Genomic DNA, 19,599 nt, shown 5'->3' with positions numbered 1-19,599 from the left:
TTATTCCTCCCTTGTCACACCACCTACCAAACAAATCAGGCGATGCGTTCCTATTGGTAGCTCTTTTTGCAAATAAGGTAAACTTGTTCTTGGGAAAAACAACGATGTATTGGGTTCAGGTTGAAGAATACCTGCGTGGTCATACCCTTCAATTGCAATTATTTGCGAACACAATTCTCCTGAATCGACTCTAGCCCACTCTTTACCAAGTTCTTTTTCTGAAAATTTTCCAAGTAACGGTAGACTGAATCCTCCTTCGCGCACTTTTAATGGAACCGATGTCACTATTTCATGTACTCTAACATGCCATTCCCCAAAAGGATAAATGGTTGTTTCAATTTCTACTTCTTGAAAAGGTAGCCATTTATAATAAACTTGCTCCTCTGTTAAATAAAAATCATGAACTTTCCCTTTAACACGAAAATATTCACCATCACGAGAAACAGCCAATACGTTATCAAAAGCTCCCTCCTCATAACACGCGCCAGCTTTGGGAACGCTAAAACCAAAGCGGCTAGAATAGACAAATTTACTATATTTAGCCGCGGCATGCGCTTGATTTTCAAGCCATAGTCCTGCAGGATAGCCGAGGACATGTGTTTTCATTTTAGGATGGATTAATAACATGTTTCCCTTTTCTATCAAACGCTTTTCTTCTCGTTTTATCGCCAACGGTTCAGCACGCCAAAACGGATGGTCTTGATCCACAGCGAGCAACAAAAATGTTTTAAAGGCCCAATACGGAGAGCCTGGTGCGTTATAACCTTCTGCCATTACTAAATTTTCGTAATGATAGCCAATGGACAACCGACCATCATAAGTGAAAATAGCCTGTTGCATCCAACAGTGTAAATGTTTTGCTAACAGCGTTTTTATTTGTCCCCAAGGTAAAGCCTCTACTTCTGCAAATATCAAAGCTGCGAAAAATGCTCCTTGAGCAAACCGATACGTTTGACTACGTCCGTAAGGTAACGCTTCGCCCTCCTCATCAAAATAGTACAGATAGTCCTGAGCAAACATAACGGCTCGTTCTGTAAAACGTTTCGCACGAATAGGATCTCTTTCTCGCATAAATTTGACATAAATCAAACTATAATAATGAAAAGCAAACGAAATATAATAATCTCTTTGCGTAGTTTTACCATCCATATACCAACCATCACCTAAATACATGCGTTCAATCAACGCCAATTCTTCCTCTAGTTCCGCTTGGTTAATCACTTGTCCACATCCCTCGAGTGCCAAACGAATGAGCACTTTGAAAAACGTCCAATTATTTTTAGGAATTTTACACCCAAGTGCTTTATTTAACCAAACCATGATATTTTCTTGCTGTTTCTCAGAAAAACAGGACCAAAAATATGTCTTATGAAGCAATAAAGTTAAAGATAATGCTGCTGCTTCCACAATATATTGATCATAATCAACAATATCGCCCCAATAATCTGGGGATGACGGATCAGTTCCTGCGATTAATTTTTCCACATAAGCATCTCTTAAAACATCATCTTTACAAGCAACCCAATACGGTCCAATTCCCCATAATGGTCGAATGAGCGCTTCCATTTCAGCATGTTGCTGATCATAGACAGCACCACTGGACCCAAAATTCACGCCAGGTTTTTCTGATGTTAAAATAGCCGTTTTTAAAGGTGTCATGATTGTTTCAAAAGCTTCCAAATATGCTTCTCTGGTCAAAAAAAGATTACTTTTTAACGATTCCATGCTTTTCGCCCCCATTAGTTTAATTCAAAGAATAACAAGGGCACTTATTTTTTTCAACTATCGTTTAATGAATAAAACGGCGTATTATGAGAGCAGAATTTCACTCACCTTGAACTTAACATATTAATTTTTTCTTTATTTTTGTTGAGCCTTGAGCTATTCACTTTATCCAACAAAACTTCCTTTATCAAAAATGAATAATAAATGAAAAATAAGCAGTCTAACGCAGGAAATTCTCATAATAAATATTTTAAAAAAAAGTCTATGACAAAAATCCAAAGAGATTTTTGTCATAGACTTAAAATATGAGAGAAAAGACATCAAAAGTAATGGTTTGATCAACCTTCACAAGTTTTATGATGCTTTTCAAGATATCATTTTGATACAATTTTACGCCTTGCGGTTTACAATAAAAGAGTAAATAGCGATACAGATAATCGCTCCTAGCAACGCTGAGATAATTGGAAAACCTCCGATGACTGGTCCTAAAGAAGGCAACAAGAGTGATGCTACCCAACTTCCTAAAAAGCCCACGATAATATTTCCAATAATGCCACCTGGCACGTCTTTTCCTAAAATTGCGCCAGCAATTGCGCCAATAATTCCTCCGACAATTAATGCCCATAGAAAGCTAAACATTTGAAAAACCTACCTTTCATAGTTGATTTTTTTAGTTAATTTTCCTACTTTAAGGATAAAACAGAAAGCAGACTTTTTCAAAAGATAGGACTTTTCAGAAGTCAATTTATTCTTCTACATAAGCTAAACGATAGGATACTGTGCGACCAAAAGAAAATACTTGCAAACCTTGTAGGCGATCTGATTTCAAGTAACCAATGGCTCCTTGGAATAGTGGTAAAACACCAGCATCTTTTTCAATTAATGTTTTTTCTAAACTTAGTAATTCATTCCAGCGTTTTTCAGGTTCATTAGCGTAATCTTTTCTAACTTTTTGGAGACCCGCATCATACGCTGAATCGTTATAACCAGAAGTATTTAAGCCACTTTTTGAGTCATAAAATTCTAAAAAATTAATGGGATCAGCATAGTCAGGTGTCCATGTTCCAAAGGCTAAATCGTAATTACCTGCTGTTTGTAAATCCAAACGATTTTGCAAAGGCAATGATTTTAATTTGATTGTTAAACCTGGTAAATTTTGTTGCAATTGCCCTTGAACAAATTCAATGGTTTTCTTGGCAATCGCTGAGTCCGCTGAGATTAGTTCCAATTCAATTTTATCTTTGCCCAACTCTTCTTTCGCTTTGTTCCAGTTAGCTTGGGCTTCTTTAATATTATATGGCAATAAATCACCATTTTCTTTGCGGAAATCTTCACCTGTATCTGGATTTTTTGCAAAATTAGCTGGTACAAAACCATTTAAAGCTGTCGAGCCATCTCCTAAAATTTCTTTTGCAAAAGTTTCTTTATCAATCGCTTGTAAAAAAGCTTTTCGAACATGTTCGTTGCCGGTAATTTCACGGCGATGATTGGGACTTAAATAACCCACCATGGCTTTAGGCACAAAATGCGCTTGTTTTGACTCTTTATACTGAAGTGCATAAGTATCTGCTAAAACAGTGTAATCTAAATCGCCATTATCAAAAAGATTGGCTCCTGTGCCAATTTCTTTCACTACTTGAACATCAATTTCATTCAATTTTACGTGTTCTTTATCCCAATAATGATCATTCTTCTTCAATTTCCAAGTTTCGGAATTGCCATCCCAACCTGAAATTACAAATGGTCCATTGCCAACAAAATTATCTGCAGAAGTCCCATAGGCAGTACCTTTTTCTTTGGCAAAGGCTTCATTTTTAGGCATAAAAGGTGTTCCAACTAAGACTTGGGCTAAATAAGGAATTGGATTTTCTAATGTTAGTTCTAGTGTCTGGTCATCGATTGCTTTGACACCAAATTCTTCCATCGTGGCTTGTCCTTCCCGCACCGCACGCCCATTTTTAAAAATATCCATTTGATTACTGCTACTTGAACCATACGCTGGATCGACCACGTTTCTAAACGCAACTACAAAATCCCCTGCTTTAACTGGATCCCCGTTTGTCCATTTTGCTTCTCGTAACTTGAATGTATAGACTAACCCGTCTTCACTAACTTGTGGCTCTGCTTTCGCCATAGCTAGCTCAGGATCTCCGTTTTTATCTTGTCGATACAAGCCTTCAACTACTTGACCAATCATATCGGAACTATAGACATCTGTATAATGAGCGCTGTCTAATGTCGAGAGTTCACCACCAGATGCGACGTTAATTTTCTGTGTAATTGGTTCGTTCGAGGTTGTTTTCGAACCGCCACTTCCACATGCTGCTAAAACCAAGCCCAGTGCAACAAGTCCGATTAACCACTTTTTCTGTTTCATACCAAAACTCCTCCTTCTGTTCAAACAACTTACCTACATTTTACATGATTTTCCATACATTTGTCCTTTTTCAGCACTTACTTTTTGAAAGAAAAATATTTTTTTAAGAATAAGAGTTGACAGATATTTTTTCTGGTGGTACAGTATTGAAAAACAGAGAACAGAAGAGTAACTGTTTCCTTTAGTGAAGAGAGTCTTTGGTTGGTGGAAAAAGACGTAAAGAAACAGCGAACCACATCTGGGAGTTGACTTTTTGAACCCTTAGTAGGAAAGTCCGGGACCACTCGTTAACAGGCGAAGTTATGAACTTCATAAGGTTCGTGTTGCGAAACACGAATAAACTAAGGTGGAACCACGATAATTGATTATTCGTCCTTTGGCTAGTCAGCCAAAGGACTTTTTTGTTTTTTAGATGCGCTTTTCAAACTGAGAGAATGCCTTAACCGCTCCTGTCTGTTGTCCCCTTTTCTATATGCTCAATGGGATACGCTAGAAAAGCAACAGGTTTTCTGTTCCGTTCGAACAATTTCATACTTACAATCAAAGCTTAGGACATAGTAATTTAGCTCTTCCTTTACAGAGACTTTTTCATTGGCTGAAAGAAAAAGATGGATTCTTCTTTACTCACACCTAAAAGATGTTTTTCTGAATCCTTTAGTAAGAAAAACCGGTGACTCTATCGTTAACAGAGAGTAGTTGTCAACGCAACTACATAAGGCTTATCTTGTGAAAGATAAGTAAATTGAGGTGGCACCACGAATGCGATTCGTCCTCTTGGCTCACAGCCAAGAGGCTTTTTTGTTTTTTAATAAAAATTGTTGGAGGAAAAAATGATGGATTATATTTTAGAAATTTTACCTGCTTTAGTTAGCGGAGCTGGCATGACACTGAAAGTCTTTTTCTTTACGCTCCTTGGCTCGATTCCACTGGGGATTATCATTGCCTTTATTTTACAAAGTTCGTTTAAACCTTTACGTTACTTAATTAACCTCTACATTTGGTTAATGCGCGGCACTCCGCTATTGTTACAATTAATTTTTGTTTTTTACGGCTTACCATTAATTGGTATTGTCTTTGAACGTTATGATGCGGCCTTATTCGCATTTATTTTAAATTATGCTGCGTACTTTGCTGAAATTTTCCGCGGGGGGATTCAAGCAATTCCCCAAGGTCAATATGAAGCTGCTAAGGTTTTACGTTTAACACGTTTTCAAACAGTCACGCGGATTATTTTGCCACAAGTTGTTAAAATCGTGCTGCCTTCCGTAGGAAATGAAATTATCAATTTGGTCAAGGATACTTCTCTTATTTATGTACTTGGCTTAGGCGATCTTTTACGTGCTGGTAAAATTGCGATGAGCCGCGATGTTACATTAGTACCATTAGCTTTAGTGGGAGTGATTTATTTACTCTTTACGGCAATTTTGACTGTTGCTTCTAAGAAAATTGAAAAATTCTATCAATATTATAAATAGGAGGACTCTACCATGTTAACTATTAAAAATTTAACCAAACATTTTGACAACCGGACCATTATTGATCACTTAAATTTAGAAATTCCAGAGGGTAAAATTTTAACGATTGTTGGTCCTTCAGGCGGCGGAAAAACCACTTTACTTCGTTGTTTGGCTGGTTTAGAAACCATTGATTCTGGTGAGCTTTTGTTGGATGGTGTTCCTTTCAATCCTGCTGAAATGGACAATGCCGATCAAGTGGTTGGGGTCGTTTTCCAGGATTTCCAACTTTTCCCTCACTTATCAGTTTTAGAAAACATTACCTTAGCACCTACATTAGTACTAAAAGAAGAAAAAGCAAAAAGTCAGCAAGAAGCTTTAGAATTACTGGAAAAATTGGGCTTGGCTGGTAAAGAAAAACTCTATCCGTACCAACTTTCTGGTGGACAAAAACAACGAGTTGCACTTGCTCGTGCCTTAGCAATGAAGCCAAAAGTTCTTGGGTACGATGAACCAACGAGCGCGCTAGATCCAGCTTTACGCCAACAAGTGGAAGAAGTTATTTTAGATTTACGGAAACAAGGCATGACACAGATTGTCGTGACCCACGATATGGCTTTCGCTGAAAAAATTGCAGACAACCTTTTGACGGTTGCCCCCGTCCAATAGAAAGGAGTTTATGATGAAAAAGAAATATTCTTTAGCCTTGCTGGTTATCTGTTGCAGTTTACTCCTATTTACAGGTTGTGGTAAAAGAAAAAGCAACGAAGATCAATGGACACGGATTAACGAAGAAAAACGGATTATTATTGGCTTAGATGACTCCTTTGTGCCCATGGGTTTTCAAGATAAAGCAGGCAAAATTGTCGGCTTTGATGTCGACTTAGCCAAAGCGGTTTTTAAACTTTATGGCATTTCCGTTGACTTCCAACCGATTGATTGGTCTATGAAAGAAACAGAATTACAAAATCAAACCATTGATCTTATTTGGAATGGCTACACTAAAACGAGCGAGCGGGCCGAAAAAGTTCAATTCACACAACCTTACATGACGAACGACCAAGTACTTGTTTCTTTAAAAGAAAAAAACATTGCAACAGCGAGCGACATGCAAGGTAAAATTTTAGGGGTTCAAAATGGCTCTTCTGGCTATGATGGCTTCGAAAGTCAGCCTGACGTTTTGAAAAAATTTGTTAAAGACCAAACGCCTATTTTATATGACGGCTTTAATGAAGCTTTCTTAGATTTAAAATCTGGCCGAATTGATGGGCTCCTAATTGATCGCGTCTACGCCAACTACTATCTTTCCCACGAAGATAATTTAAAAAACTATACTATTTCTCATGTCGGCTATGACAATGAAGATTTTGCTGTGGGCGTCCGCAAATCAGACAATCAATTAGTCCAAAAAATCAATACTGCCTTTGAAACGTTACGAAAAGATGGCACCCTTAGTAAAATTTCTCAAAAATGGTTTGGAGAGGATGTTACAAATAACACAAAAATAAACTAAATAACGAATAAAAAGGTGTACTGCTGACTTAGTACACCTTTTTATTTGAATCAAATTCTTAGCAAATTCTAACTTATGAAGAACTTTTATTTTTGCTACACTAGTAAAAGTCGAGAGAATTTGTCCTTTTCTGCCTAGAACAATCATTACTCTCAATAAATGAAAGGAGAAAAAAATGCCTACTAATAAAAAAGAAGGAATGCTTTTTACTACGTTAATGTGCTTTCTGATGGTTTTCGGAATGAGCACCTATAATTTATTATTGCATGGAGAATTTTCATTGTACGCCTTATCAAAAGGTTTGCTTCCTGGATTTATCGTTGCTTTTATTTTAGACGTTTTCATCGTTGGTGTCTTAGCTAAGAAAATCGCTTTTTCTTTACCCTTTAATAAAGAAAAACGGCTATTACTTATTCTGACCATTTCGAGTCTCATGATTATCGGCATGGTGACTTGTATGTCTTTATTTGGCTTATTAATGGAAGGCCAGACATTGTCACTAAGTGCGTATTTCCAAGCTTGGGGCCTGAACTTTATTGTTGCCCTTCCTTATCAATTGCTGATTGTCGGTCCCTTTTCACGTATGATCTTAACCAATTACCAACAACGACAAACTTAGAAAATAGATTTCTTATCTAAGTTTTAACAGTTGCCTAAAAAAAAGTTAACCTTTTTGATTTATCTTAGTGATAGTTCATTAAAGGAGGAACTGAAGTTGAAAAAATATCGTATTAGCTTATTTCTTGGCTTGATTAGTCTTTTATTATTTATGATCTCTATTTTAGTTGGATCAACATTATCTAGCGATGGACTTTTAAAAGAACCCGCCTTTTTCTGTACGCCGCTTGGTTACTTTTTTCTCTTCATCGCCTTGCTTTCGGTTATAACAATCACATGTAAAGAACATATGAATCAAAAAGGTAAAACAAAACAACCTTAAAAAGAGCCTGACGTTTTGATACGTCCGGCTCTTTTTTTAATAAAAACATATAACTTAATTTGCAACAATATTTACTAATTTATCTGGAACAGCAATCACTTTGCGCACTGTTTTTCCTTCAATAAATTCTTTAACAGCTTCATGGTTCATTGCAATTTGTTCTAATTCTTCTTTGCTTAACCCACGAGCGACATTTTGTTTGCCACGTAATTTTCCGTTCACTTGGAAAACTACTTCCACTTCATCTTCTACTAAGGCTGCTTCATCATAGGTTGGCCAAGGGACATAAGTTAAACTTTCCTCGTTACCTAAAATTTGCCATAGTTCTTCACCAATATGTGGCGCGATTGGCGCAAGTAATTGGACAAATCCTTCCACATATTCATAAGGTAAGGCATCCACTTTATTGGCTTCATTCACAAAAACCATTAATTGAGAAATCGCTGTATTAAAGTGCAAGTTTGCCATATCTTCTGTCACTTTTTTAACCGTTTGATGATAAACTTTCGTTAAACGGCCATCATTAATTGTGGTAATTCGGTCACGCATTTTGCCTTCTTCATCAACAATCAGACGCCAAACGCGATCTAAGAATTTACGACTTCCTTCTAAGCCATTTTCATTCCAAGCAATGGAAGCATCTAATGGGCCCATGAACATTTCATAAAGACGTAACGTATCCGCACCATATTTAGCCACCACATCATCGGGATTTACAACATTGCCACGTGATTTAGACATTTTTTCGTTGTTTTCTCCTAAAATCATACCTTGGTTGTATAATTTTTGGAAAGGTTCTTTGGTAGGAACCACACCAATATCATATAAGAATTTATGCCAAAAACGAGCATAAAGTAAATGCAACACCGCATGTTCGGCACCACCAATATAGATATCAACTGGTAACCAACGTTTTAATTTTTCAAAATCAGCAATTTCATTTTTATTATGAGGATCAATGAATCGTAAGTAATACCAAGAGCTTCCAGCCCATTGTGGCATAGTATTCGTTTCACGTTTTCCCTTCATACCAGTTTCAGGGTCGACGACATTGACCCATTCATCAATGTTTGCTAATGGCGATTCCCCAGTTCCACTTGGGCGAATATCCGATGTTACTGGTAAACGTAGAGGTAACTCAGATTCAGGAACCGTTGTGGTTGTTCCATCTTCCCAATGGATCACAGGAATTGGTTCACCCCAGTAGCGTTGACGAGAGAATAACCAGTCACGTAAACGATAAGATACTTCTTTTTTCCCTACGTGATTTTCTTCTAGCCACTCATTCATTTTAGCGATGGCTTCTGCTTTGTTTAATCCATTTAAGAAATCAGAATTGATATGCGGTCCATCCCCTGTATAGGCTTCTGTTGTAATGTCGCCACCTGCGATTACTGGTAGGATATCAATGCCAAATGTTTTCGCAAATTCGTAATCCCGTTCATCATGCGCTGGGACCGCCATGATTGCGCCTGTGCCATAGCTTGCTAAAACATAATCGCCAATCCAAATTGGAATTTCTTGGCCATTGACCGGGTTTATAGCATACGCACCTGTGAAAATACCTGTTTTTTCTTTTGCTAAATCCGTTCTATTTAGATCAGATTTTTTTGAGGTTTCTTCAATATATGCTTCTACAGCTGCTGTTTGTTCAGGTGTCGTAATTTTTTTCACTAGTTCTAGTTCAGGAGCTAGAACAGTATAGGTTGCACCGAACAAGGTATCAGGACGGGTTGTAAACACCGTGAAACTTTCTTCTGTACCAGCGACTTTAAAGGTCACATTGGCTCCTTCAGAACGTCCAATCCAATTTCGTTGCATATCTTTAATACTTTCTGGCCAATCAACAAGCTCTAAATCTTCTAATAAGCGATCTGCATAAGCAGTAATTTTCAGCATCCATTGACGCATTGGTCGGCGAACCACATCATAACCGCCACGTTCACTTTTTCCATCAATGACTTCTTCATTTGAAATAACAGTTCCTAGTTCAGGTACCCAGTTAACCGCAACTTCTGCTTCATAAGCTAACCCTTTTTCATATAATTTTGTAAATATCCATTGTGTCCATTTGTAATATTCAGGATCAGTGGTATTAATTTCGCGATTCCAATCATAGCTGAATCCTAGTGAATTAATTTGGCGACGGAATGTTTCGATATTTTTCTTAGTAAATTCAGCTGGGTCATTTCCTGTGTCTAACGCATATTGCTCTGCTGGCAAACCAAACGCATCCCAGCCCATTGGATGCAAAACATTATAGCCTTGCGCACGTTTCATACGTGAAAGAATATCGGTTGCTGTATAGCCTTCCGGGTGACCTACGTGTAAGCCTTGTCCAGATGGATAGGGAAACATATCTAGTGCATAAAATTTTTCTTTATTTGGGTCGTCCAATGTATTGAAACAATTGTTCTTAGCCCAATATTTTTGCCATTTTTTCTCAATCTCTTTGTGATTGTAGCTCATGTTATTCCTCCTAGTAATATAAAATTTTTCATTCTTAAAATTTGCCACCTGCAGCCATTGTCACTATTCTGACTTAAACTAGCCACTTAGTGATAAAAAAAAGTCCTATAGGAAAAATTCCTATAGGACGTGAACATACAAATGCAACGTGGTACCACCTAAATTCGTCAAAGAAACGGTCAGTCACCGTCACCTTAACCTCAAACGTCTTAACGATCGTCACCGACTTTTCCTACTTGGTTTGTTCAAAAAAGTAACTTAAAGGCGAGTTCAAAAGCTTCTGTACGTATTTCCACCAGCCATACGCTCTCTATCACATGGTTCTTTCTACTATTCCTTCTCATTGTTTTTTTCTATTATAAGACTCATGTTACCAAAGATAGCTATTTTTTTCAATCTTAAATTAACCAACTTTTAAAGTTTGACCAATATAAATTGTATCCCCGCTTAAGCCATTTAATTGTTTGATTTTTTGGATGCTGATTCCGTATTGCATTGATAAGCCCCAAAGTGAATCACCGCTTTTAACTGTATGGCGTTTGCCTGATGCACTATTTGTTGAAGAAGCATTGCCACCTGCAGAAGCGCCTTTTTTCACGATGATTGTTTGACCAGCAAAAATTAAATCGCCTTTGATCCCGTTCCATGAACGTAGATTAGCAACACTCACGCCAAACTGTGCAGAAATTTTATTCAGCGTATCACCTGATTTAATCGTGTAGGATGTTGTCGCACCGCCACCATTATTCGTAGGCTTGTTCGTATTCGTTGAACCTGAGTTGGCGCCTTTTTTCACGATAATCTTTTGACCAGCAAAAATCAAACTACCGCTGATGTTATTCCAGGCTTGTAAGTTAGCCACACTAACACCGAATTGTGCAGAAATTTTGTTCAAGGTATCGCCTGATTTAATCGTGTAGTACGTATTCGTTCCTGATTGATTATTGTTAGAACTACCGTTGCTTGAGCCACCGGTGTTACCTGAAGTACCTTTTTTCACAATAATTTTTTGACCAGCGAAGATTAAATCGCCAGAAATGCCATTCCATGAGCGTAAATTAGCAACACTCACGCCATATTGGGCGGCAATTTTGTTCAAGGTATCGCCTGATTTAATTGTGTAATACGTATTCGTTCCTGATTGATTATTGTTAGAACCACCATTGCTTGAGCCGCCGGTGTTACCTGAAGTACCTTTTTTCACAATAATTTTTTGACCAGCGAAGATTAAATCGCCAGAGATGCCGTTCCATGAACGTAAATTAGCAACGCTCACACCATATTGCGCGGCAATTTTGTTCAAGGTATCGCCTGATTTAATTGTGTAATACGTATTCGTTCCTGATTGATTATTGTTAGAACCACCGCTGCCTGAGCCACCAGTGTTACCTGAAGCACCTTTTTTCACGATGAGCTTTTGACCAACGAAAATTAAATCGCCAGAGATGCCATTCCATGAGCGTAAATTAGCAACGCTCACGCCATATTGCGCGGCAATTTTATTCAAGGTATCCCCTGATTTTACAGTATAGTACGTGTTCGTTCCTGATTGATTATTGTTAGAACCACCGTTGCCTGAGCCACCAGTGTTACCTGAAGCACCTTTTTTCACGATGAGCTTTTGACCAACGAAAATTAAATCGCCAGAGATGCCATTCCATGAGCGTAAATTAGCAACGCTCACACCATATTGCGCGGCAATTTTATTCAAGGTATCTCCTGATTTTACAGTATAGTACGTGTTCGTTCCTGATTGATTGTTCGAGCCGCCTGTTCCTGGATTAACTGTTCCGCCCCCAGTATTTCCACCAGAAGATGGTGTATCATATTGAGTTAAGTTATATGCGGTAATGACATTATTTAATTTAGCATTGTAGCTAGGATCTGTCGCATAACGACCTGTTAACCAAGCAGTTGCATCGCGATACGAGCTTGTATTGCTTTTCCAAGCCCCAGCATAATAGTAAACGCCCGCTTGGAAAGAAGTTGTTTTTAGCACGTGCGCATTATCTTGGAATGATTCCATGTAAGAAGGATATTTACGGAAAGGTTCTTTTTTCACTAACCATTTACCGTTTAAATATTCCCATGTATCCATATAGACAGATTGTCCATTGTAGCTGCCTTTAATCCCAAATAAGTTATAGTTTGGTGCCTTAGATAGCGTACTTGCTCCCCAACCACTTTCAACGATTGCTTGAGCCATCATCACTGATGCATATAAATCATTGGCTTGCGCAATAGGTTGTGCACAACGAGCTAACTCGGCAATAAATTCTGAAGGACTTTGCGTCGGTGATAACGCTGAAAAAGTTTGCGCAGAAGCTACTCTAGCTTCTGGTACTTTTACTTCATCATCGGGTGTAACCGCAGGCGCTGCTTCAGACTCGGTTGCTGAAGGAGCTACTGGCGTAATTTCTGCTACTGAAGAATCAGTCGTTCCTGATTCCACAGGTGTAGTTGAATCAGCTGTTGGTTGCTCGGTACTTGGTGTTGTTGGTGTTTCTTTTGATGATTCAGTTGTCGATTCAGTCGTTGTTGACGAATCCGTTGTCGGTTGTTCCGTAGTTCCTGGCGTAGTTTCTGTTGTTGGTGTCTCTACTAAGCCAGTTTCCGTAGTAGGTGCTTGGGCAACTTCCGCATTTGTTGGCTGCTCTTCTGTTGCCTCAGCAGTCACTGGTAGTAACGCAACGGGCGTTCCTACAGATGAAACAATTAACGCCGAGCTGAATAAAGTAGTGCTCTTCTTCCATTGTACTGGCGTTTTCTTTCTTTGTTGTGCTTTCCTTCTTTCGATACGTGACATTGATTCTTTCTTCATTGATACGTCCCCAACTTTCCTTTTTTAACTTATATGTAAATGTAATTTTTTAGTTTTGTTATTATAACAAGTATACCTTTTTTTCTGGCGAATTAAAAACACTTCAACAAAATTTCATATTACTGTAACTAGATTGTAAAGAAGTAATGTTTTTTAACATGGATTTCCTCTCTTGTTACTACTCGGAAAAAAACTGCGACTTTAGTTGTAGACGCTTCTTTACCTTAGTCTGATTTTTTTAATTCCTCTTGTTATTCGCTCAAAAAGAAATTATAGTTTAAGATGAGAAATGAATCGTGTAGAAAGAGGGAGCGGAATGAATAAAGAACATTTTATTATTGAGCTGAAAATTTATTTAAAAGCATTAAATCCAAAAGATCAAGCTATTATTCTTGCGAAATACAAGGCGTTATTTGATGCTCGTGTTGCGGAAGGCGAAACAGAAGAACAAGTGGCAAAATCATTGGGGAAACCACGGGTTATCGCAGAAGAAATTTTAAAAGAACAAGGCATCGAATTGACGGAACGAAAAATTGAAAATAATGGCTGGCAAGAAATTCCAGCGTCTACACCTGCTTATGATCATCCCTATGAAGAAGAATCTGAATTTTACTATGATAATGATTCTCCATACTATCAACGACCACAGCATCGGCCACTAACCCGATTTTTCCAAGTGCTTGGTATTTTCTGTTTAAATTTTTTCTTCATGTTTTGGGTTATTTTAGGGATTGCCTTAATGTACGTCGGTTGTGGTATTGCCGGAGCTGCAACTTTATTTTCACCAATTTATGGTATTTATAGTGTTATTACCCAAGCAAATGCCGCTTCCTTTTTCCAATTATCTATGAGTCTCTTTTTATTTGGTGCATCAATCATTGGTTGGTTACTGTTTCTACCAATTTTAAAATTTTCAGCACATGTCTTTAAGCGTTATTTCCAATGGAACATTGCTGTTTTACGAGGTGATATCTAATGAAAAAAACAACAGGGATTCTCTTATCCATTGCTGTCTTAGCGATGCTAATTGGTGGATCTGGCGCCGTCTATTATTACAAGCAAGCGGAAAAATCAGTCACACCGCTAAAAGAAAGTTATACACTAAAAAATAAACAAGCAGGCGAAGAACTTCACTTATCCTTAAAAGGCAAAGGCCCTTATACCATTTATAAAACTGATAGTAACAAAATGGGATTACGATCACCGAATAATGCCTTTTATTCAAAAGCTGAAGGCACCTTAGATGTCAAAGAAGAAAAAAATAAAATAACAGCAACCATCAATACCACTCGCACACAAAACCAACCCGAATTGTCATTCTTTAATATTGGTATTTTTAGTGACTTCACACCGAACGTGAGTGTCCAGATTCCTAATAATGTGAAAAAGTTAGTAATTGATGGCTCAACCCATTCACAAGTTTCATTGAATGCTTTTAACGTAGACGAATTAACAACTAATCTACCAAATTCTTATGTTAGTCTATCGGGTGTTAAAGCCAAAAAAATGACGCTTAACTCTTCAGATGGTATCTACCTTTCAGCGGATACTTCCGCTAAAAAAGCAACAGTTGAAACCACTGACGGCGATATAACGTTGGATTCAGCCTATTTCGATGAAATCAAAAATACTACTATTTCTGGTGATATTCGAGTGCAAAATGCTCGTGGAAACATCCAAGCAACAACGACAGATGGCGATATTAGCGTCTATGATTTCAAAGGAGAAGCTAACTTTTCAAGTGAAAATGGTGATTTTTCTTTAGACATGCCTGCTGTGCCTAAAAAATTAACTGTCGCTCTTGTCCATGGAGATATTTATGTAAATTCTGGAGAAATTTTGCGTAACATTTCAATCAAAGGGGAATCAAAATTAGGCGATGTTCAACTTTTAAACAAAGAGCGAACATCTTATAAGAATGGTCGTGCGGATACAGAGTTTAACCTTTCTAGCGAATTCGGCGATATTACCGTTGATACTCCTGATGATGATAATCAATAAACATGGCCATTTAAAAAAGTTCTGGCACCACAATGAGAGATTGTGCTGCCAGAACTTTTTTAATATCTGTATCCCCTCCAAATCAGGCAATGAAATTATCTTTTAATTTTTTACCCTTTTGATGGTATAATACGGATTGTTGCGATTAAATTTTGAAAGGATTTTTTATGAAAAACAAACTTTATTATCAATTTGCAGGTAGTTGTTTTCTTTTAGTATTTATGTTTTTAGGCTACGTTGTTCGTTTTTATCCAACCTGGCTCAAAGGCTTTGATCAAACGATTACTTCCTTTGTTCGTCGTCCTTTTCCACAGCTAAATAACTTTTTTATTTGGTACACCAAATTTGCCAATTCATTGACGATTATCATCTTAGCAATCGTTGTCATTGCTCTGTTTATTGTTTGGAAATATTATGCTGAAGCATTATGGCTCTTTATTAATACTGCCTTAATTGCTGGCGTAGGTAATTCTTTATTAAAATTATTCTTTATGCGCCAACGTCCTACTTTGGAGCATTTAGTAACTGAACATACGTATAGTTTTCCTAGCGGACATGCTGTAGGAAGTACCTTGTTCTACGGCACTATTTTATTGATTCTGCCAATTTTCATTAAAAATAAAACGGTCCGCCTTTGTGTGCAAATTTTACTAGGTATTGGGATTTTCATGATTGGGGTTAGTCGAATCTATTTAGGTGTCCATTTCCCTAGCGATATCTTAGGTGGTTTTTGTCTTGGTTTAGCTTGGTTGTTATTAAGTTACCCTATTTATTTAGAAAAACGCTTTGTTTGGCGATTTCAAAGCAAACAACGCTAGAAAGAAGTCTTGATTATGCAAATTTTTCCTTATTCAGATGATCCAAATAAACGCTATCACACTTGGAACTATGCACTTCGTCAACAGTTTGGTGAAAAGATTTTTAAAGTGCCAATTGATGGTGGCTTTGATTGCCCCAATCGTGATGGGACGGTTGCCAAAGGTGGTTGTACGTTCTGTAGTGTTTCTGGCTCAGGCGACATGATTGTTGCACCTAGCGATCCCCTGCCGCTTCAATTTCAAAAAGAAATCCAATTGATGCATCAAAAATGGCCAACTGTCGATCAATACATTGTTTACTTCCAAAATTTCACCAATACACATGCGCCCGTTGACGTTATTCGTCATCGGTTTGAACAAGTAGTCAATGAAAAAGGTGTCGTTGGTTTATCCATTGGTACCCGTCCTGATTGTTTGCCTGATGAGGTAGTGAACTATTTAGCCGAATTAAATGAACGCTTTTATTTATGGGTAGAGTTGGGTTTGCAAACCACGTTTGAGGAAACTAGCGCTGCCATTAATCGTGCTCATGATTATCAAACATATCTAGATGGTGTGGCTAAATTACGGAAACACGGGATTCGGGTCTGTACACATTTAATTAACGGGCTACCTGGGGAAACACCTGCCATGATGCGCGAAAATGTGCGGCGAACTATTCAGGATTCAGATATCCAAGGGATTAAACTGCACTTACTTCATTTAATGACAAATACCAAAATGATGCGGGATTATAATGAAGGACGCTTACAATTGATGAGCAAAGAAGCCTATGTTTCAGTGATTTGTGATCAGTTAGAAATGATTCCACCCGAAATTGTTATTCATCGCTTGACAGGCGATGCTCCCTTTGAAACAATTATCGGACCGATGTGGAGCTTGAAAAAATGGGAAGTTCTCAATGCGATTGATGCGGAAATGAAACGCCGCAACAGTTATCAAGGAAAATATACTGTCATTTCAGGAAAGGAAGTTTTCAATTAATGCTACAAACAGCCCTACATTTTAGTCACCAACTTTTAAAAGAAGTGGTGGAACCTGGCGACTTCGTCATTGATGCAACAATGGGAAATGGTCATGATACAGCATTCTTAGCAGAGCTGGTTGGCCCTTCTGGTGAAGTTTTCGCCTTTGATATCCAAAAAGAAGCGTTGATCAATACAGAACAAAAGTTAACAGAACTTAATTTACTCCCACAAACTACGTTATTTCCATTAGGACATGAACATCTTCATGCTGTCCTAGATGAAGAAACAGAAATCACTGCCGCTATTTTTAACTTAGGCTATTTACCTAAAAGTAATAAGGAAATTATTACAAAACCCGCTACGACTAAACAGGCGTTAGATGGGTTACTGCCTCATTTGGTAAAAGGAAGTCGCATTATTTTAGTCGTTTATTATGGCCACGAAGGTGGTTCAGAGGAACTTGATTTGGTCACGAATTACACGCAAGCCTTACCACAAGATGTATACAGTGTCTTACGTTATGAGTTTATCAATCAAAAAAATCAGCCACCTGTTCTTTTCTGTATTGAAAAGAAATAAGAGAACATGATCGGATTGTCTCTAGCAATCCGACCATGTTCTCTTTTATTTGTTTTGTTACTCTGTCAATTCACCATCACGAATACGAACCACTCGATCACAGTATTTCAACAAACGCTCATCATGTGTCACCATGATAATTCCTTTATCTTTCTCTTTAGCCTCTTTCGCTAGTAATTGGACAACATCAAACGCCTTTTCTGTATCTAAACTAGCCGTAGGTTCATCTGCCAAAATTACGTCTGGCTCATGATACAATGCACACGCAATGGCTACCCGTTGTCTTTCCCCACCAGAGAGATCACGAGGATAACTATTTCGTAATTCTTTTAACCCCAACGTCTCTAACAATTGCTCTTTTAATTCACTATTTTTACGTGACTTATCAACTTTTTCAATTAAGTGAAATTGATCTTCCACTGTTAAAAATGGCACCAAATTAGAGCTTTGTAAAATAAAGCCGATTTTTTGAAAACGTTGCGCCAAACGTTGCTTTTTCGTTAACTTATTTAGTGATTGCCCGCCAACAATGACTTCACCACTTGTCGGTGCCTGTAAGCCAGCTGCAATCGTTAAAAAGGTACTTTTACCAGAACCAGAAGGACCAATTACTGCGACAAATTCACCTGGCTGAACCGCAAAAGATAATTCTTTTAACGCGATCACTTCTGTATGTTTTTCACCATATTTTTTATAAATATTTTTCATTTCTAAAACATTTGCCATGTCTCTAACCTCCAATCGCGATTAACGGATCAATTTTAGCAATCGTTCGAATTGAAAATGCCCCGCCAATTAATGCAGATAAAATCAATAGTACACTAAACAAAATCATGCGTGGTCCATTAGTTGCATAAGGCATCGCTTCTGGTAAAAAGAGCACGGTAATTCCCGTTAAAGCAAGACCAATCGCCACTCCTAGAACAGCCAATAAAGCGGTTTGTAGCATGACTGCCTTTGCTAAGAAACTAGTCGGCACCCCTTGAACTTTTAAGACACCGAACATTGCTGTTTTCTGTAAAGTCATCACAAAGATAAAAATACCGATAATGAACGCTGCAATCACAATCAAGAAATAAATCATGCCATCCAAGGTCAAGTTTTGAGCGCTGTATCCTGGCAGTTTTTCAATAAAATCTGAAATTGAAAGAACTTGGCTGTCTTTATTAGTCGTTTTAACTTCCGCGTTGTCCTTGCTGCGAACAATGAAACCATTAACCATTTTGGCCATTGCTGGATTGTCACCATATTTAATTGACCGCCAAGTATCCAGAGAAGTGTAAATAACCGGCACAATGTTATAGCTACTTTTAGAAATAAAGCCGGCAATTTCTAATTGCTCATCATATTTCCCTGCAGTTAATTTGTCGCCAATTTTAAATCCTTGATTTTTCAATGTTTCTGAAGCAATCACTTGATTTTTATCAGTAAATGCGTTTCCTTCAATCACTTTTGGCATTAAAAAACTTTCTTTTTCAATCCCAAATAAGCTAACATTCGTTAATTCAGCCTTTTTGTCATCTGCTGGGCGGATAGCTAACGACTGTTGACCAATCGGTGCAATTTTGCCTCCTGAAATCGTTTCTTTCACGTTTTCATCTAACACTGATACATTTAAATTACTATTGGCCTCTTTTGATAAAACCACTTGATTCGCTTGCCATTGATCTACCGCTAAACGATTTCCTTGAGCTAAACCGTTCGCTAAACCTGACAAAATAAAAATTAACCAAGCAATCAAGACCATTACTAAGACTACAAGGACGTACCGTCCTTTTGAATACTTCATTTCATTAAATCCTAAAAACATGAATGGTTCACCTCTTTCTTCTTTTCGAAATAAACTATATCACTTATCAATCGATAAATCAATAATTATTTATCGATTGATAAGTGAATTTTACAAAAAAATAGAGAAGTCTGTTTTTCAACAG

General features: G+C 37.7%; 17 protein-coding genes and 3 other annotated features. Of the genes, 10 read left to right on the top strand and 7 right to left on the bottom strand.

Annotation, left to right across the window (positions count from 1 at the left end; all coding sequences use genetic code 11):
• From IGK86_RS03050 to IGK86_RS03040, 3 genes are all read right to left on the bottom strand, one after another.
• The gene (locus tag IGK86_RS03050; protein ID WP_024041614.1) at positions 1-1,740 is read right to left on the bottom strand and encodes a DUF2264 domain-containing protein; all 1,740 of its coding nucleotides are present in this window, start codon (positions 1,738-1,740) and stop codon (positions 1-3) included.
• Between the two features lie 375 nt (positions 1,741-2,115).
• Complete coding sequence (locus tag IGK86_RS03045; RefSeq protein WP_002355684.1) at positions 2,116-2,364, bottom strand: GlsB/YeaQ/YmgE family stress response membrane protein; 249 nt, start codon at positions 2,362-2,364, stop codon at positions 2,116-2,118.
• A gap of 106 nt (positions 2,365-2,470) precedes the next feature.
• Complete coding sequence (locus tag IGK86_RS03040) at positions 2,471-4,102, bottom strand: peptide ABC transporter substrate-binding protein (RefSeq protein WP_016616963.1); 1,632 nt, start codon at positions 4,100-4,102, stop codon at positions 2,471-2,473.
• A gap of 147 nt (positions 4,103-4,249) precedes the next feature.
• Positions 4,250-4,482: a binding site (T-box leader), on the top strand.
• Between the two features lie 154 nt (positions 4,483-4,636).
• Positions 4,637-4,879 (top strand) — a binding site (T-box leader).
• A 53-nt stretch (positions 4,880-4,932) separates the two neighbouring features.
• Here IGK86_RS03040 and IGK86_RS03035 point away from each other — a divergent pair.
• The 5 genes from IGK86_RS03035 (at position 4,933) to IGK86_RS03015 (ending at position 8,009) form a co-directional block, all read left to right on the top strand.
• Positions 4,933-5,577: an amino acid ABC transporter permease gene (locus IGK86_RS03035; protein ID WP_002383057.1), complete on the top strand. Its 645-nt coding sequence runs from the start codon at positions 4,933-4,935 to the stop codon at positions 5,575-5,577.
• Between the two features lie 12 nt (positions 5,578-5,589).
• On the top strand, positions 5,590-6,225 hold the full coding sequence (locus IGK86_RS03030; protein WP_002355681.1) for an amino acid ABC transporter ATP-binding protein: 636 nt from the start codon (positions 5,590-5,592) through the stop codon (positions 6,223-6,225).
• Positions 6,226-6,235: 10 nt separating this feature from the next.
• Positions 6,236-7,069: an amino acid ABC transporter substrate-binding protein gene (locus IGK86_RS03025; protein ID WP_016616962.1), complete on the top strand. Its 834-nt coding sequence runs from the start codon at positions 6,236-6,238 to the stop codon at positions 7,067-7,069.
• Positions 7,070-7,244: 175 nt separating this feature from the next.
• Positions 7,245-7,688, top strand: coding sequence for a hypothetical protein (locus IGK86_RS03020; RefSeq protein WP_002355676.1), 444 nt, complete (start codon positions 7,245-7,247; stop codon positions 7,686-7,688).
• 96 nt (positions 7,689-7,784) lie between these two features.
• On the top strand, positions 7,785-8,009 hold the full coding sequence (locus IGK86_RS03015; protein WP_002383054.1) for a DUF3955 domain-containing protein: 225 nt from the start codon (positions 7,785-7,787) through the stop codon (positions 8,007-8,009).
• Positions 8,010-8,063: 54 nt separating this feature from the next.
• Here the strand turns inward: IGK86_RS03015 and leuS are convergent, their stop codons facing one another.
• Both leuS and IGK86_RS03005 read right to left on the bottom strand, forming a co-directional pair.
• A complete protein-coding gene (leuS, locus tag IGK86_RS03010; RefSeq protein ID WP_025193340.1) occupies positions 8,064-10,478 on the bottom strand; it encodes a leucine--tRNA ligase in 2,415 nt (804 codons plus the stop codon).
• A gap of 120 nt (positions 10,479-10,598) precedes the next feature.
• Positions 10,599-10,831, bottom strand: a binding site (T-box leader).
• Positions 10,832-10,881: 50 nt separating this feature from the next.
• Positions 10,882-13,299 (bottom strand): LysM peptidoglycan-binding domain-containing protein, encoded by a 2,418-nt coding sequence (locus IGK86_RS03005; RefSeq protein WP_104877108.1) that lies wholly within the window; start codon positions 13,297-13,299, stop codon positions 10,882-10,884.
• Positions 13,300-13,615: 316 nt separating this feature from the next.
• On the opposite strand from IGK86_RS03005, the gene IGK86_RS03000 reads away from it, so the two are divergent.
• The 5 genes from IGK86_RS03000 to IGK86_RS02980 all read left to right on the top strand — a co-directional run bounded on the left by IGK86_RS03000 (position 13,616) and on the right by IGK86_RS02980 (position 17,665).
• Positions 13,616-14,275, top strand: coding sequence for a DUF1700 domain-containing protein (locus IGK86_RS03000; protein ID WP_078126840.1), 660 nt, complete (start codon positions 13,616-13,618; stop codon positions 14,273-14,275).
• Positions 14,275-15,300, top strand: a complete 1,026-nt coding sequence (locus IGK86_RS02995) for a DUF4097 family beta strand repeat-containing protein (protein ID WP_002366219.1) — start codon at positions 14,275-14,277, stop codon at positions 15,298-15,300. Before IGK86_RS03000 ends, IGK86_RS02995 begins: the two co-directional genes overlap by 1 nt.
• 167 nt (positions 15,301-15,467) lie before the next feature.
• A complete protein-coding gene (locus IGK86_RS02990; RefSeq protein ID WP_002355669.1) occupies positions 15,468-16,118 on the top strand; it encodes a phosphatase PAP2 family protein in 651 nt (216 codons plus the stop codon).
• Between the two features lie 15 nt (positions 16,119-16,133).
• Positions 16,134-17,102, top strand: coding sequence for a TIGR01212 family radical SAM protein (locus IGK86_RS02985; protein ID WP_002355668.1), 969 nt, complete (start codon positions 16,134-16,136; stop codon positions 17,100-17,102).
• On the top strand, positions 17,102-17,665 hold the full coding sequence (locus tag IGK86_RS02980) for a class I SAM-dependent methyltransferase (protein ID WP_002355667.1): 564 nt from the start codon (positions 17,102-17,104) through the stop codon (positions 17,663-17,665). The genes IGK86_RS02985 and IGK86_RS02980 overlap by 1 nt, the downstream gene beginning before the upstream one ends.
• Before the next feature lie 57 nt (positions 17,666-17,722).
• Here IGK86_RS02980 and IGK86_RS02975 read toward each other — a convergent pair whose 3' ends face one another.
• Together IGK86_RS02975 and IGK86_RS02970 are read right to left on the bottom strand one after the other, a co-directional pair.
• On the bottom strand, positions 17,723-18,391 hold the full coding sequence (locus IGK86_RS02975) for an ABC transporter ATP-binding protein (protein WP_002363221.1): 669 nt from the start codon (positions 18,389-18,391) through the stop codon (positions 17,723-17,725).
• Between the two features lie 4 nt (positions 18,392-18,395).
• Positions 18,396-19,475, bottom strand: a complete 1,080-nt coding sequence (locus tag IGK86_RS02970) for an ABC transporter permease (protein WP_010707811.1) — start codon at positions 19,473-19,475, stop codon at positions 18,396-18,398.
• Positions 19,476-19,599: the final 124 nt, after the last annotated feature.

Source organism: Enterococcus sp. DIV1206 (assembly GCF_051712485.1).
GTDB classification, from domain to species: domain Bacteria; phylum Bacillota; class Bacilli; order Lactobacillales; family Enterococcaceae; genus Enterococcus; species Enterococcus faecalis.
This window is presented reverse-complemented; position numbering and strand designations above follow the sequence as displayed.

Excerpts from the sequence above, each read along its gene's own strand:
- IGK86_RS03050 (WP_024041614.1), bottom strand. The coding sequence starts at position 1,740 with ATGGGGGCGAAAAGCATGGAATCGTTAAAAAGTAATCTTTTTTTGACC.
- IGK86_RS03045 (WP_002355684.1), bottom strand. The coding sequence starts at position 2,364 with ATGTTTAGCTTTCTATGGGCATTAATTGTCGGAGGAATTATTGGCGCA.
- IGK86_RS03040 (WP_016616963.1), bottom strand. The coding sequence starts at position 4,102 with ATGAAACAGAAAAAGTGGTTAATCGGACTTGTTGCACTGGGCTTGGTT.
- IGK86_RS03035 (WP_002383057.1), top strand. The coding sequence starts at position 4,933 with ATGATGGATTATATTTTAGAAATTTTACCTGCTTTAGTTAGCGGAGCT.
- IGK86_RS03030 (WP_002355681.1), top strand. The coding sequence starts at position 5,590 with ATGTTAACTATTAAAAATTTAACCAAACATTTTGACAACCGGACCATT.
- IGK86_RS03025 (WP_016616962.1), top strand. The coding sequence starts at position 6,236 with ATGATGAAAAAGAAATATTCTTTAGCCTTGCTGGTTATCTGTTGCAGT.
- IGK86_RS03020 (WP_002355676.1), top strand. The coding sequence starts at position 7,245 with ATGCCTACTAATAAAAAAGAAGGAATGCTTTTTACTACGTTAATGTGC.
- leuS (WP_025193340.1), bottom strand. The coding sequence starts at position 10,478 with ATGAGCTACAATCACAAAGAGATTGAGAAAAAATGGCAAAAATATTGG.
- IGK86_RS03005 (WP_104877108.1), bottom strand. The coding sequence starts at position 13,299 with ATGAAGAAAGAATCAATGTCACGTATCGAAAGAAGGAAAGCACAACAA.
- IGK86_RS03000 (WP_078126840.1), top strand. The coding sequence starts at position 13,616 with ATGAATAAAGAACATTTTATTATTGAGCTGAAAATTTATTTAAAAGCA.
- IGK86_RS02995 (WP_002366219.1), top strand. The coding sequence starts at position 14,275 with ATGAAAAAAACAACAGGGATTCTCTTATCCATTGCTGTCTTAGCGATG.
- IGK86_RS02990 (WP_002355669.1), top strand. The coding sequence starts at position 15,468 with ATGAAAAACAAACTTTATTATCAATTTGCAGGTAGTTGTTTTCTTTTA.
- IGK86_RS02985 (WP_002355668.1), top strand. The coding sequence starts at position 16,134 with ATGCAAATTTTTCCTTATTCAGATGATCCAAATAAACGCTATCACACT.
- IGK86_RS02980 (WP_002355667.1), top strand. The coding sequence starts at position 17,102 with ATGCTACAAACAGCCCTACATTTTAGTCACCAACTTTTAAAAGAAGTG.
- IGK86_RS02975 (WP_002363221.1), bottom strand. The coding sequence starts at position 18,391 with ATGGCAAATGTTTTAGAAATGAAAAATATTTATAAAAAATATGGTGAA.
- IGK86_RS02970 (WP_010707811.1), bottom strand. The coding sequence starts at position 19,475 with ATGTTTTTAGGATTTAATGAAATGAAGTATTCAAAAGGACGGTACGTC.